General features: G+C 70.4%; 12 protein-coding genes. 11 read left to right on the top strand and 1 reads right to left on the bottom strand.

The features are described from left to right. The first annotated feature begins 12 nt into the window (after positions 1-12). From ACIQV3_RS09670 to ACIQV3_RS09645, 6 genes are all read left to right on the top strand, one after another. The gene (locus ACIQV3_RS09670) at positions 13-2337 is read left to right on the top strand and encodes an FAD-dependent monooxygenase (protein ID WP_403711445.1); all 2325 of its coding nucleotides are present in this window, start codon (positions 13-15) and stop codon (positions 2335-2337) included. A gap of 12 nt (positions 2338-2349) precedes the next feature. Then, the gene (locus ACIQV3_RS09665; protein WP_403711443.1) at positions 2350-3384 is read left to right on the top strand and encodes a carbon-nitrogen hydrolase family protein; all 1035 of its coding nucleotides are present in this window, start codon (positions 2350-2352) and stop codon (positions 3382-3384) included. Next, positions 3381-4493 (top strand): cupin domain-containing protein, encoded by a 1113-nt coding sequence (locus ACIQV3_RS09660; RefSeq protein ID WP_403711441.1) that lies wholly within the window; start codon positions 3381-3383, stop codon positions 4491-4493. The genes ACIQV3_RS09665 and ACIQV3_RS09660 overlap by 4 nt, the downstream gene beginning before the upstream one ends. Positions 4494-4678: 185 nt before the next feature. Then, a complete protein-coding gene (locus ACIQV3_RS09655; RefSeq protein ID WP_403711439.1) occupies positions 4679-5584 on the top strand; it encodes a fumarylacetoacetate hydrolase family protein in 906 nt (301 codons plus the stop codon). Between the two features lie 9 nt (positions 5585-5593). Continuing rightward, positions 5594-6388 (top strand): Asp/Glu racemase, encoded by a 795-nt coding sequence (locus ACIQV3_RS09650; RefSeq protein WP_403711437.1) that lies wholly within the window; start codon positions 5594-5596, stop codon positions 6386-6388. Between the two features lie 112 nt (positions 6389-6500). Beyond that, positions 6501-7340 (top strand): PaaX family transcriptional regulator C-terminal domain-containing protein, encoded by an 840-nt coding sequence (locus ACIQV3_RS09645; protein ID WP_403711435.1) that lies wholly within the window; start codon positions 6501-6503, stop codon positions 7338-7340. Positions 7341-7439: 99 nt separating this feature from the next. On the opposite strand, the gene ACIQV3_RS09640 is transcribed toward ACIQV3_RS09645, so the two are convergent. After that, complete coding sequence (locus ACIQV3_RS09640; protein ID WP_403711433.1) at positions 7440-9065, bottom strand: carboxylesterase/lipase family protein; 1626 nt, start codon at positions 9063-9065, stop codon at positions 7440-7442. A 377-nt stretch (positions 9066-9442) separates the two neighbouring features. Between ACIQV3_RS09640 and ACIQV3_RS09635 the strand changes: the two genes are divergently transcribed. From ACIQV3_RS09635 to ACIQV3_RS09615, 5 genes are read left to right on the top strand one after another with little or no spacing between them, the layout of a single operon-like run. Next, the gene (locus ACIQV3_RS09635) at positions 9443-10621 is read left to right on the top strand and encodes an ABC transporter substrate-binding protein (protein ID WP_403711431.1); all 1179 of its coding nucleotides are present in this window, start codon (positions 9443-9445) and stop codon (positions 10619-10621) included. Position 10622: 1 nt separating this feature from the next. Then, positions 10623-11501 (top strand): branched-chain amino acid ABC transporter permease, encoded by an 879-nt coding sequence (locus tag ACIQV3_RS09630; RefSeq protein ID WP_403711429.1) that lies wholly within the window; start codon positions 10623-10625, stop codon positions 11499-11501. A gap of 41 nt (positions 11502-11542) precedes the next feature. Then, entirely contained in the window at positions 11543-12475 is a 933-nt protein-coding gene (locus ACIQV3_RS09625; RefSeq protein ID WP_403711427.1) for a branched-chain amino acid ABC transporter permease, read from the top strand. Further along, on the top strand, positions 12472-13233 hold the full coding sequence (locus ACIQV3_RS09620) for an ABC transporter ATP-binding protein (RefSeq protein WP_403711425.1): 762 nt from the start codon (positions 12472-12474) through the stop codon (positions 13231-13233). The genes ACIQV3_RS09625 and ACIQV3_RS09620 overlap by 4 nt, the downstream gene beginning before the upstream one ends. Continuing rightward, complete coding sequence (locus ACIQV3_RS09615) at positions 13230-13937, top strand: ABC transporter ATP-binding protein (protein ID WP_403711422.1); 708 nt, start codon at positions 13230-13232, stop codon at positions 13935-13937. The genes ACIQV3_RS09620 and ACIQV3_RS09615 overlap by 4 nt, the downstream gene beginning before the upstream one ends. Positions 13938-13976 lie beyond the last annotated feature (39 nt).

The raw sequence follows: 13976 nt of genomic DNA, 5'->3' as shown, positions 1-13976 counted from the left end.
AGGAGGAACACCGTGCGTGTAGCAGTCATCGGGGGAGGGCCCGGCGGGTTGTACTTCGCGGCCCTGGCCCAGCAGCTCTCACCGGAGTGGGAGATCACGGTCTGGGAGCGCAACGCCCGCGACGACGCGTTCGGCTTCGGCGTCGTCTTCTCCGACGAGACGCTGGACGGCATCGCGCAGGCCGATCCCGCGGTGTTCGAGGCGATGTCCGCGGAGTTCGCCCGGTGGAGCGACATAGACGTCCGCTACGGCGGCCAGGTCCACGTCTCCGGCGGCCACGGCTTCGCCGCGCTGGACCGCAACCGGCTGCGGGAGATCCTGCAGAAGCGCTGCGCGGAGCTCGGGGTGCGGGTGCACTACGGCACCCAGGCGCCGCCCGTCGAGGAGCTCTCCGCCGAATACGACCTGGTGGTCGCCGCGGACGGAATCCGCTCCGCGGCCCGCGAGACGTATGCGGCGAGCTTCCGCCCGGACCTGGACGAGCGCCAGTGCCGCTACATGTGGTTGTCCACCGACCGAGTCTTCGAGGCGTTCACCTTCATCGTCGAGAAGCGGGACTTCGGCAGCGTCCAGGTCCACGCCTACCCGTACGACGACAAGCGCAGCACCTTCATCGTGGAGATCGCGGAGGACGACTGGCGGCGAGCCGGCTTCGACGCCCTCGCCGACCGGGAGTTCGAGCGGGGCGAGAGCGACGAGGCGAGCGTACGGCTGTGCGAGGAGATCCTGGCCGACCACCTCGACGGCCACCGTCTGATCCCCAACGCCTCGAAGTGGATACGGTTCACGACCGTCCGCAACGCCTCCTGGCGCCACGGCAATGTCGTCCTGCTCGGCGACGCCGCCCACACCGCCCACTTCTCCATCGGCTCCGGCACCAAGCTCGCCATGGAGGACTCGCTCGCCCTGGCCGCCTGCCTGCACGAGCACGCCGACGTGGCCTCGGGACTCGCCGCGTACGAGAGCGAACGCCGGCCTGTCGTCGAATCCACCCAGCGCGCCGCCCAGGCCAGCCTCGAGTGGTTCGAGAACGTCGGCCGCTACACGGACCAGGACCCCCCGCAGTTCGCCTTCAACCTCCTCACCCGCAGCCGCCGCGTCACCTACGACAACCTGCGCGTGCGGGACGAGGAGTTCACCACCTCCGTCAACGCCTCCTCGCCGGTGCCGCCCATGTTCCGCCCCTTCCGGCTCGGCGGACTGCTGCTGCGCAACCGGGTCGTCGTCCCGCCCACCGCCCTCTACACCGCCCGCGACGGAGTCCCCGGTGACTTCGACCTCGTCCACCTGAGCACCCAGGCCCTCGGCGGCTCCGGCCTCGTGCTCGCCGGAATGACCGCCGTCAGCGCCGCCGGGCGCGCCACCCCCGGATGCCCGGGGCTGCACACCGACGAACAGGAGGCCACCTGGCGGCACATCACCGACTTCGTCCACGGCCAGACCGACACCCGCCTCGGCATCCAGCTCACCCACGCCGGCCGCCGCGCGGCGGCCCACGCTGACGGGCCGCCGGTCGCCGCCTCCGCCCTGGCCTGGGACGAACGGAGCCCGGTGCCACGCGAAGCCACCCGCGCCGATATGGACACCCTCGTACGGGACTTCGTACGCGCGGCCCAACGCGCCGACCGGGCGGGCTTCGACGCCCTGGAACTCCAGTACGGCCACGGCCACTTGATCTCCGGCTTCCTCTCCCCGCTGACCAACCAGCGCACCGACGAGTACGGCGGCACCCTGGCCGGGCGCCTGCGCTTCCCCCTCGAAATACTGCGCGCCGTACGGGCGGTGTGGCCCGCGGACAAGGCGCTGCTCGTGCGGATCTCCGCCGCCGACTGGGCCGAGGGCGGCCTGAGCGAGGCCGACGCGGTCGGGATCGCCCGCGCCCTCGCCGAGGCGGGAGCCGACGCCATCGACGTCTCCACCGGCGAGGTCGTCGCCCATGAGCGGCCCCGGTACGGGCGCAGCTACCAGACCCCGTACGCCGACCTGATCCGCAACGCCACGGACATCCCCACCATCGCCGTCGGCGCGATATCCACGTACGACGACGTCAACTCGATCATCCTGGCCGGCCGGGCCGACCTTTGCGCCGTCGGCCGCGCTCACCTCCACGACCCCCTGTGGACCCTGCACGCTGCGGCCGCCCAGGGCTACAGCGGCCCGGCGGCACCATGGCCCGCATCCTGGAGGGCGGGCAGCGGCCGCCCGCCCGGTGCACGCACCGACCGGATCGCGCCCCGGCTCCAGCTGCTCCGCGAGGCTTCCGCCCCTGTGCACCAGCGCTGGGTTCCGCACCTCCCTGCTGCCGCAACCCCAACGGCTGCCGCATCCGCCTGCTGACCTGGAGAACTGATGGACAATCTGCCACGCTTCACCGCCGCGGCCGTGCAGGCGGCTCCCGTCTACCTGAACCCCGCAGCCACCGTCGAAAAGGCGATCGGGCTCATCGCGGAAGCCGCCTCCCACGGAGCCCGGCTCGTCGTCTTCCCCGAGGTGTTCATCCCCGGATACCCGTACTGGAACTGGACGATGAACCCGGTCCAGGGCTCGCCTTGGTACGAGCGCCTCTACCGCTCCGCCATCGACGTTCCCGGCCCTTACGTCGACCAACTGCGCGCTGCCGCCCGCCAGTACGGGGTCGTCCTCGTGATCGGCGTCAACGAACGCGGACCGCACAGCCTCGGCGTCCTCTACAACACCCTGCTCACCATCGGCCCGGACGGCGCACTCCTCGGCGTCCACCGCAAACTGGTCCCGACCTGGGCGGAGAAGCTCACCTGGACCGGCGGGGACGGCAGTTCGCTCAAGGTGCACCAGACGCCCGTCGGCCCGCTCGGCGCCCTCGCCTGCGGGGAGAACACCAACACTCTCGCCCGCTTCGCCCTCCTCGCGCAGGGTGAACTGGTCCACGCCTCCTGCTACATCGCCCTGCCGGTGGCGCCCGCCGACTACGACATGGCCGAGGCCATCGCCGTACGGACCGCCGCCCACAGCTTCGAGGGCAAGGTCTTCTCCGTCGTCGCCTGCTCGACCATCTCCCCGGAGATCGTCGACGCCATCGCCGGGGACGACGAGGAGCTGCGCAAAAAGTTCGCCCGCCCGCGCAGCGCCCTGTCCGGGATCTTCGGCCCCGACGGCCGCCCCGTCTCGGAGCCGCTCGTCGACGACGAAGGCATCGTCTACGCCGAGATCGATCTGGCCCGCTGCATCCAGCCCAAGCAGATGCACGACATCGTCGGCCACTACAACCGGTTCGACATCTTCCAGCTCCACGTCGACAACCGCCCGCGCACGCCAGTGACCTTCGCGACGGATCCGGCGCACACCACGGCACCCCTCTCACCCCTCTCCACCGAAACCACCGGCATCACGAAGGAGGACGCATGACCACCGAGTACGACGACAGCCAGCTGGGCCGGGCCCGGGTATCCGACTCGCCTGAACTCGCCGCGTTCTATGGCGAACTCGCCCAGCTCGAAGCCGGCGCGCTGTGGACCGTCGCCAACGACATCGAGCCCTGGTACCCCCAGCCGAAATCCGTACCCGTGCTGTGGCGCTACAGCGAGCTGCGGCCCCTGGTCCGCAAGGCGCTCGACCTGGTCAAGGCCGACGACGCCGGCCGTCGAGTGGTGATGCTCGTCAACCCGGGCCGCAAGGACGTCAGCGCCGCCGTCGGACTCCTCTACACGGGCCTGCAGATCATGGGCCCCGGCGAGGCAATGACCGCCCACCGCCACCAAGCCGCCGCGCTGCGCTTCGTCCACGAGGGAACGGGCGCCTGGACGATCGTCGACGGCCAGAAGCTGAAGGTCGGCCCCGGCGACTTCGCCATCACCCCGAACGGGACCTGGCACGAGCACGGCAACGAAGCGGACGACGCCCCGGTCATCTGGCAGGACGGACTCGACATCCCGCTGGTCAACGCCCTGGACGCGGGCTTCTACGAGGTCCACCCCGAGCTGTACCAGACCCCGGGAAAGGTCATCAACTCCTCGGTGCTGACGTACGCCGCGAACCTCCTGCCGTACGGCGTGGAGAAGTGGACCCGGCCCTACTCGCCCCTGCTCGCCTTCCCCTGGGAGCCCACCTACGAGGCCCTGCGCAATCTGGCCAAGGCCACCGAGGGATCCCCGTACGACGGCGTGATCGCCGAGTACACCAACCCGGTCACCGGCGGCTCGGTCATGCCCACCATGGGCGCCCACATGCAGCTCCTGCGGCCCGGCCAGGCCACCCGGGCCCACCGCCACACCGGGTCGGTCATCTACACCGCGGCCAAGGGACACGGCGTCTCGGTGATCGCCGGACAGCGCTTCGAGTGGAAGAAGGGCGATATGTTCTGCGTCCCCTCCTGGGCCTGGCACGAGCACCACAACCTCGACCAGTCCGAGGACGCCTGCCTCTTCTCCTTCAACGACTTCCCCGTCATGCGCTCCCTCGGCTTCCACCGCGAAGAGGCATACACCGACAACGGCGGACACCAGCCCACCCCCTGAACCGCTCCGCCGTACCGGACGCCGCCGGCCCTGACACCGGCGCCGGCACGGCGGAGCACCAGGCCGGGGGCGGTTTCCTGCCCCGTACCGCCCCCGGACCGGGGCGGCGGTGGAGCAACCTGAGCTCCGCCGCCGCCCCACCTGTCCACAGCAACCCTCTTCCCCGTCACGCGCAAGGAGCACCCATGCGGCTGGTCACCTACACCCTCAACGATTCGCCCCTCCGCCTCGGGGCGCAGGTCGACGACCTCGTCGTCGACCTCGCCACCCTGGCCGGCCTGGCCGACGTGCAACTCCCCTCGGACCTCCTGTCGTTCATCCAGGCAGGCGCGGCCGCCCAGGACGCCGCGCGTAGCCTGCTGGCCGACGGCCCCGCGGCGTGGCCGGCCGATGCCGTGCACCGGCTCGACGAGGTGTCGCTGTGGGCCCCGCTACGCCCAGGCAAGATCATCGGTGTCGGACTGAACTACGTCGAGCACGTGGAGGAGTCCAGCCGCAGCCTGGACACCGACAAAGAACGGCCCACGCGCCCCGTGCTCTTCAGCAAGCCCGCCACCGCCGTCACCGGCCCCGGACAGCCCATCCTGCACAACGCCGACCTCACCACCCAGCTGGACTGGGAGTGCGAACTGGCCGTCGTCATCGGCCGCACCGCCTTCCGGGTGAGCGAGGAGGACGCGTACGACCACATCTTCGGCTTCAGCATCGTCAATGACATCAGCGCCCGCGACCAGCGTCGCTCCGGCCAGTGGTTCTTCTCCAAGGGCCAGGACTCCTACGCCCCCTTCGGCCCCGCCGTCGTCACGGCCGACGAGATCCCGGACCCGATGGACCTCGACCTCTCGCTGCGCGTCAACGGCGTCACCAAGCAGAAGTCGAACACCCGCCACATGCTCTTCCCCATCGCCCGCCTCATCGCCGACATCTCCTCCGGCGTCACCCTCGAACCCGGCGACGTCATCGCCACCGGATCGCCCGCGGGCGTGGGAGCCGGCATGGTCCCGCCCGAGTTCCTGCACCCCGGCGACACCGTCGAGGCCACCGTCGAACTCATCGGCACCCTCGCCAACCCCGTCGTCGACGCCCGCTGAGGAGCGAACATGTCCCCCCGTACCTACCGCATCGGCCAGATCGTGCCGAGCTCCAACGTCACGATGGAGACAGAGGTCCCGGCGATCCTGCACGCCCGCGAATCCATCGCGCCGGAACGCTTCACCTTCCACTCCAGCCGGATGCGCATGACCCATGTGACCCCGGAGCAGCTGAAGGCCATGGACGCCGACTCCGACCGGTGTGCCGTCGAGCTCTCCGACGCGCACGTGGACGTACTCGGCTACGCCTGCCTGGTCGCCATCATGAGCATGGGGCTCGGCTACCACCGCACCTCCGAGGAACGCCTGCACGCCCGTACCGTGGAGAACGGCGCCCCCGCCCCCGTGGTCACCAGCGCCGGGGCCCTCGTCCACGGGCTGCACACCATGGGCGCCAAGAAGGTGGCCCTGCTCGCCCCCTACATGCGGCCCCTCACTCAGACCGTCGTCGACTACCTCACGCACGAGGGCATCGAAGTCCTCGACTACCAGGCGCTGGAGATCCCGAACAACCTCGACGTGGCCGCCCACGACCCGGCCAAGCTGCCCGGTCTGGCCCGCGCCCTGGACTACGCCGACGCGGACGCGGTGGTCCTCTCCGCCTGCGTCCAGATGCCCTCGCTCAGTGCCATCGAGGAAGCCGAGCAGCTGCTCGGCAAGCCCGTCGTCTCCGCGGCCGTGTGCACGGCCCACCAGATGCTGCGCGCCCTGAACCTCCCGGCCGTGGCCCCTGGCGCGGGTCACCTCCTGTCCGGCGCCTACGCGGAAACGCCGCCGGCGCGGCAGTCGTACACCGCGCGGTGACGGCGCCACGCCGCCCCGTCGTCGCACACCCGGCCCGCCGTGACCTGGACCTCGACGGTGCCCCGTCCGCCAGGCTCGGTAGGATCGCGACCGCAGACGACGGAAGGCGATCATGGCGGACAGTACCCTCAGGCCCAGCTCGTTGATCAACACGGTCTACGGGGCGTTCGCGCGCCGCCTCGGCGGCTGGATCTCCGTCGCCGACCTGATCACCCTGATGTCCGAGCTCGACATCGACGGCCCGGCCGCGCGCTCGGCGATCTCCCGGCTCAAGAAAAAGGGTGTACTCGAACCGGAACGCCGCGGCGCCACCGGCTACCGGCTCAGCCCGGCCGCGCACCCCGTCTTCGACGAGGGCGACCGGCGCATCTTCGGCAGCCTGGAACCGGCGAAACTCAGCGACGGCTGGGCGATGGCCGTCTTCTCCGTACCGGAGTCCGAGCGCTCGTACCGCTACCAGCTGCGCACCCGGCTGACCTGGCTCGGCTTCGGCAACATCGCCCCCGGCGTATGGCTGGCACCCGGCCGGCTCCTCGACGACGCCCGCGGCATGCTCATCCGGCGCGGGCTCAGCGACTACGTCCACCTGTTCGCCGCGGACTACGCCGCCTTCAGCGACCTGCCCGAGACGGTCAGCTCGTGGTGGGACTTCCCGGCGATCCAGGAGCAGTACGCCACCTTCACCGACGCGTACGGTCCCGTCGCCGCGGGATGCGCGCAGCAGCGCGACATCGACGGCGGCGAGGCCTTCCGCCACTACGTACCCATGCTCACCCAATGGCGCCGACTGCCCTACCTCGACCCCGGCCTGCCAAGTGAGCTGCTCCCGGCCGACTGGAACGCCGTTGCCGCGCGTCAGATCTTCCAGCAACTGCACGACGTACTCGCCACGCCGAGCCTGCTGCACGTACAGCAGGTCACCAGCCTGGAAGAGGCGCCGCCCGCCTCCTAGATCCGGGCACGCTCAGCACGGCACCAGGTCCCGCGGTGCGCAGACGGCGCGGGACCTGGTGGCAGGGCTGTTCGCCGCAGAGCAGCGGCGTGGTTGTGGTTACGGCACTGCCGGATGGTGCAGGCGGCGCCAGTATCCGGCGATGTCCTCGGTGGCGGTGGTGACCGAATCGAGGGTCATCGTCGTGCGGGAGTCCCGGCCGTAGCGGTCCCACTGTGGCATGGGGTGGTGGTTGGGGTCGCCGGTGCGGATGAAGGAGATCCAGGACGAGTGCATGGTCGCGGCGAGACCGTCACGGACCCTGGGACCCAGCCCCGCCAGGAAGGGCGCCTGCGACCACTTGTCGAAGTTATTGAACACGAACGGCAACTCCAGGCAGTGCGCGGCCGCGAGTTGACCGTTGTGTGCGGGCGTCGGGAGGTTGAACTGGTACGCCCAGACCGGACGTCCACGGGCCGCTCGCCGTTCGGCCAGCGCCACGCAGGGCATGCGGAACAGGTCGTCGGTGATCAGATCCATGAGCACGTCCAGCGGGCGGGCGCCCGGCCGGGCCTCCTCGTAGGCGGTGTAGGCCTGGTCCGCCCGGCTTCCGAAGGTGTTCCGGGCTCTGGCGAGCACCTGCTCCTTGGTCGCCGCGGCGTACGGCTCGCTGAGGGCGAAGGCGAAGTTCGCCTCCTCCCTGGTCCAGCCGATCAGGACCTCGATGTCCGCCCCGGCGCCGCTGAGCAGCAGGTCGGCCGGGTTGCGGTCCAGCGTGACCTCGTCCAGCACCGGCAGGAACGGGGTCGACCAGTACCCCCACTGTCCGGTGCGCCCGAACATCTCGAAGGTGGCGGCGATCAGGCGCGGCCAGGGCACGGCGCGGAGCTCCGCCACGTTCTTGGCTCCGACGATGTCCAGGAAGGTCGCGGTGCGCTGCAGTGACTCGGCGCGGGTGGGGATCTTCAGCCCGAGCGGTGGGCTCTGCAGGATCGCGCGCCGGAACAGCGGGCGGCCCTTGGTCGTCCGGGCGCCGGCCAGCGCCGCGACCGACAGTGCGCCGCCGGACTGTCCGGCGACGGTGATGTTGTCCGGGTCGCCGCCGAACGCGGCGATGTTGTCCCGTACCCAGTTCAGCGCGGCGAGCTGGTCGGTGAGCCAGAAGTTCCCGCCGGCGCCGTCCTCCCCGAAGTAGAGGTAACCCAGCGGCCCAAGACGGTAGTTGATGGTCACGGCGACGAGGTCGCCGTTGCGAGCGAAGGTCTCGCCGGAGTAGTTCGGCAGCGAGCCGGATCCGGAGATGAAGCCGCCGCCGTGGATCCACACCATCACCGGCCGCTTGGCGCCACTGGCTCCCGGGGTCCAGACGTTGAGCGTGAGGCAGTCCTCGTCGAAGGGGGGCGAGCCGTGCGTTCCGAGCACCTGGTCGCCGCCTTCCCGGTAGGGCTGCGGTGCGCTCGGTCCGAAAGCGGTCGCATCGCGCGTCCCCTGCCAGCCCGGATGGGGCTGAGCCGGCCGCCACCGCAGAGCGCCGACGGGCGGCGCCGCGTAGGGCACCCCCTTGAAGACGTTGAGGTCCCCCTCCTTGCTTCCGCGCAGTCGGCCCGCGGGTGCCTCCACCACGGGCGAGGACGCGTGCGGGGCGGCCTGTGCGGTGCCCCCGCCCGGCATGCCGGAGAGCAGTGCGGCACCGGTCAACATCCCGCTGTTCTTGAGGATCTTGCGCCGCGATGGATCATCGGTCATGTTGCTTCACTCCCTGACTGATCAAGAGCCCGTCGCCGAATCGACATAGCGTGATTGTGGCGAGCGTCAGTATTGCGCTATGCGTTAGGGCGGGGTCAAGGGGTGAGCTCCCGCGTGATCCGTGATGTCGAGAACTCTTGACGCCCGTCGGCATTACGCGATAGACACGTGTCACCTTCCGATGTCCCTGCCAGGCGGTCAGTGCGCTGGCCCGGGCATCGGCTCTCGCTTCGAGCCTGTCCTGCGGCGACGAAACGCACATCCCGACCGGCAGTCAGGCCACCCCTGGGAGCCGGCCCCTCTTCTGGGACCCCTCAAGGCAGCCCCATCAGCAACATCCGGCCTTCCAGGGCTGGTTGACAACGTACGGAGTTTCCATGGCAGGTCGAATTCGTCCCGTTGGTCTGATCGCCGTGACGACGGCAGCTCTCTTCCTGACCACGGCATGTGGTGGCGCCAGCCTGGGGACAGGCGACGGCGACAAGCAGAGCGGGCCCGTGAAGATCGGGCTCCTCGTCCCGCAGTCGGGGACCTACAAGGCGCTGGGCGACGACATGAAGCAGGGCTTCGAGCTCTACGTCGCACGGCACGGCGGCAAGCTCGGCGGGCGCGAGGTGGAGATTGTGATCGCGGACGAGGGGGAGACGGCCGACTCGGGCAAGGCGGCAGCGGAGAAGCTGGTCAAGCAGGACCGGGTGCTCGCGGTGAGCGGGGTGGTGAGCTCGGCCACCATCAACGGGGTCAAGGACCTCTTCGAGAGCAGCAAGGTCCCGCTCGTCGGCTCGAACGCCTCGCCGACGACCCTGACCGGGACCAAGTACGTCTGGCGCACCTCGTACGTCAACGACGAACCCGGCAAGGCGCTGGGCAAGCACGTGGCGGAGAAGGCCGGCGGCCCGGTCTTCCTGATCGCCGCGGGCTATCAGGCGGGCAAGGACGAGGTGGAGGGCTTCAAGTCCACCTTCCTCCCGGCGGGCGGCAAGCTGGCGGGGGAGGAGGTCTACACGCCGTTCCCGGGGACCAAGAACTTCCAGCCGTACCTCGCGCAGATCGAGAAGTCCGGGGCGAAGGCCGTCTTCTGCTTCTACGCCGGCGGTGCGGCCGTCGACTTCGTCAAGCAGTACCGGGACTTCGGGCTGGCCGGCAAGATCCCGCTCTACGCGCCCGGCTTCCTCACCGAAGGAGGCGTCCTCAAGGGGCAGGGTGGGGCGGCCGAGGGCATCTTCACCGCACTCAACTACGGCGCGGACCTGGACAACGCGGCCAACAAGGAGTTCGCGCCGGCGTACACGTCCGCCTACGGTGCGGCCCCGACCACGTACGCCATGGCGTCATGGGACGCGGCGCAGGTCCTCGACCGGGCGATCAAGGCCGCCGGTGACACGGTGACCTCGGAGACCGTCAACGCCGCCATCGCCGGAGTGGGGAACATCGACAGCCCGCGAGGCACCTGGCGGTTCAACAGCGGCGGCACCCCCGTCCAGCCCTGGTACCTGCGCGAGGTCAAGCAGGGGGCCAATACCGTCAGCTCCGAGCTCGTCCGGCTGGGCGGCTGACATGTACGGATGGTTGGACGGCAACTTCGTCAGCGTCATCGACGGGGTCGCGTTCGGTCTGCTGCTCTTCACGATCGCGGTCGGACTCTCCCTGGTCTTCGGCATGATGGACGTGCTCAACCTGGCCCACGGCACGCTCTACCTCGCCGGGGCCTACATCGCCTACGCCCTGTCCGACGGGAGCCTGTGGGGCCTGCTCCTCGCGCTGGCCGCCGGCGCCCTGGTGGGCACCCTGGGCGGAGCGGCGCTGACGTTCCTCACCCAGCCACTGGCCCGGCGCGGGCACCTCGACCAAGCCGTGCTGACGCTCGGCATCACCTTCATCGTTGCCGATCTCCTCGCCGCGACTTTCGGTGGCGACGTCCTGCCCACCGATCCGCCGACGTCCCTGCGCGGGACGGTGGACCTCCTCGGCCACGCCTATCCGGTCTACCGGCTCGTGTTCATCGGCGTCGCGACCGGCCTCGCCGCCGTCGTGTACCTCGTCTTCGAGCGCAGCTCGCTCGGAGCACTGGTACGGGCCACGGTCGCGGACCGGGACATGGTCCGCGCGCTGGGCGTCGACATCCGCAAGGTGCTCTACGGGGTCTTCGCGCTCGGCGCGGCCCTGGCCGTGGTCGGCGGTGTCCTCGGGGCGCCGATCCTGGGCCCCGGGCCCGGCGTCGACGAGACCGTCCTCGTCCTCTCGCTCGTCGTCGTGGTCGTAGGCGGTCTCGGATCCGTCCGCGGCGCGCTCGTCGGCGCTCTCCTCATCGGGCAGGTGCAGACGCTCGGGGTGGCGCTGCTTCCGGAGTACGCGCCCTTCCTGCTCTTCGGCACCATGCTGGCTGTGCTCGTCGTCCGCCCGCACGGCCTGGTCCCGTCGGGGGTGCGCACATGAGCCCGTCCGGATCCGGCGGATCCGCCGCACGGCGGCTGTCCATGACCGCCGTTGCCCTCGGGCTCGCGGCGGCCCCGTTCCTCCTCGGCTCGTACGCCATCGGCACCCTGTCGCGGATCCTGGTGTTCGCCCTCCTCGCGATCAGCGTGAACCTGCTCACCGGCCTGACCGGACTGCCGACCCTCGGCCAGTCCGCCTACTTCGGCGTCGGCGCCTACACGGCGGCCATCGTCGCGACGCGGCTCACCGACGTCGGGGTACTCCAACTGCTCATCGCCGCCGGCGTCTCCGCGCTGGTGGCCGTGCCCACGGGATGGCTGGCGGTGAGAGCCCGTGGCGTGGTGTTCCTGATGCTGACGCTGGCCATCGGAGAAATCGCCTACAGCGCCGCAGTCAACTGGAAGTCACTGACGAACGGCACCGACGGAATGTCTGGCATCCCGCCCGTCGTACCGCTGCCGGGCATGTCCGCACTGGAGCTTGACGGGCTCGTGTACTTCTACGTCCTGGCCGTGTTCCTGGCGCTCTTCGCGGTCGTCTCCCGCCTGGGCTCGACACCGTTCGCCCTCGCGCTGCGCGGAATCCGCGACAACGAGCGCCGCATGAGCGCGATCGGATACCCCACCCGGCGGTACGCCCTCGCCGTCTACTGCGGCGCCGGTGCGCTTGCAGGCGTCGCCGGCGGCCTGTGGGTGTCGGTGCAGCGGTTCGTCTCGCCCGGCGACGCGGGATTCGAGATCGCCGCCTTGGCGCTGCTCGCCGTCGTCATCGGCGGCTCCGGCTCGATGTGGGGGGCTTGTGCCGGAGCTGCGCTCGTCTGGCTCACCCGCGACTACCTCGGAAACCTCGAAGCCGTCGCGGGACGCGGCCCGTTGCTGCTCGGACTGTTCTTCGTCATCGCCGTCTACGCGCTGCCCCGCGGGCTGGCCGGCGTACGGCTCCCGCCCAAGCTGACCCGAAAGAGGACGGCGTGACGACACACGATCTCCTGGAACTCCGCCGGGTGTCACGGCACTTCGGGTCCTTCCGGGCCCTGGACGAGGTCGATCTCACCGTCCGCCAGGGTGCCCGGCACGCGGTCATAGGCCCGAACGGCGCGGGTAAATCGACGCTGTTCGGCCTGATCTCGGGAACGCTGGCGACGACCGCCGGAAGCATCCTCGTCGATGGTGAGGACGTGACGCGGCTGCCAGTGGACCGCCGGGTCGGACTCGGCGTCGCCGCGACGTTCCAGCACTCCAGTCTCTTCCTGCGGGAGACCGTGCTGGAGAACGTTCTGCTCGCCGTGCTCCGCCGGGCCGGCGGCGGACTCGGCGGCTGGCGGAGGGTGAGTGCCCGGACGACGGCGATCGCGCGGGCGCGGACGCTGCTCGAGCGGGTGGGGCTGCCCACCCGGCACGACGTCCAGGCGGCCGCCCTCTCCCACGGCGAACGGCGGCAGCTGGAGGTCGCCGTCGCTCTGGCCACCGAACCCCGGCTGCTGTTGCTGGACGAGCCGGCCGCCGGGATGTCTCCGGCGGAGACGGCGCGACTCACCGAACTCGTCGCCGCCCTGCCCGCTGAAGTGACGGTGCTCCTGATCGAACACGACCTCGACATGGTCTTCGAGCTTGCCGACACGGTGACGGTCATGCACCTCGGCAGACACCTGACAACCGGCTCCCCGGACGAGGTCCGGGCCTCCAGCGAGGTCCAGAGCGCCTACCTCGGCACGATGGAGGCCGCCTCGTGAAGCCGTTCTTCAGCATCCGAAGCCTCAGCTCTGGTTACGCCGGCGGCGTGGTCCTGGGCGGTGTCGATCTCGACCTCGACGAAGGCGGGATCGTCGCGGTCCTCGGACGCAACGGAGTGGGGAAGACCACCCTCATCTCGACCGTCATGGGTTTCGTCCGGCCGTACGAAGGCAGCGTCACCCTCGGTGGCCGGGAGATCGCCGGATCCCGTGTCGATGTGATCGCCCGGGCCGGGGTGGGTGTCGTTCCGCAGGGGCGCCGGGTCTTCGCGCCGCTGACCGTGGCAGAGCACCTGGCGATCGCCTCGAGGCGTTCGACCCGGGGCCCGTGGACGAGGGCCCGCATCCTCGACCTGCTCCCGCGCCTGGGGGAGCGCCTCGGGCACCGCGGTGACCAGCTCTCCGGCGGCGAGCAGCAGATGCTCGCGATCGCCCGCTCCCTGCTGGGGAATCCGCGTCTCCTCCTCCTGGATGAGCCGTCCGACGGCCTCGCACCTGCGATCGTCGCCCAAGTGGGTGAGGTCATCCGCGAGGTGAGTGCGCAGGGCATGTCGGTGGTCCTCGTCGAACAGAACCTGGGGCTCGCCTTCTCCGTCGCCCAGAGCGTGGCGGTCATGCAGAAGGGCCGCATCGTCCACGAGGCGGCCTGCGCGGAATTCCGGTCCAGCCCCGAAGACCGGCGGCGCCTGCTGGGCGTCGACTGACCGCGGCGCGGAGGCGATCGCCGACCGCGCTCCCGCCGG

This window comes from Streptomyces sp. NPDC099050, from assembly GCF_044759865.1.
Lineage (GTDB): Bacteria > Actinomycetota > Actinomycetes > Streptomycetales > Streptomycetaceae > Streptomyces.
Note: the sequence above shows the minus strand (reverse complement) of the source record. Positions and strands in the feature narration are given on the sequence as shown.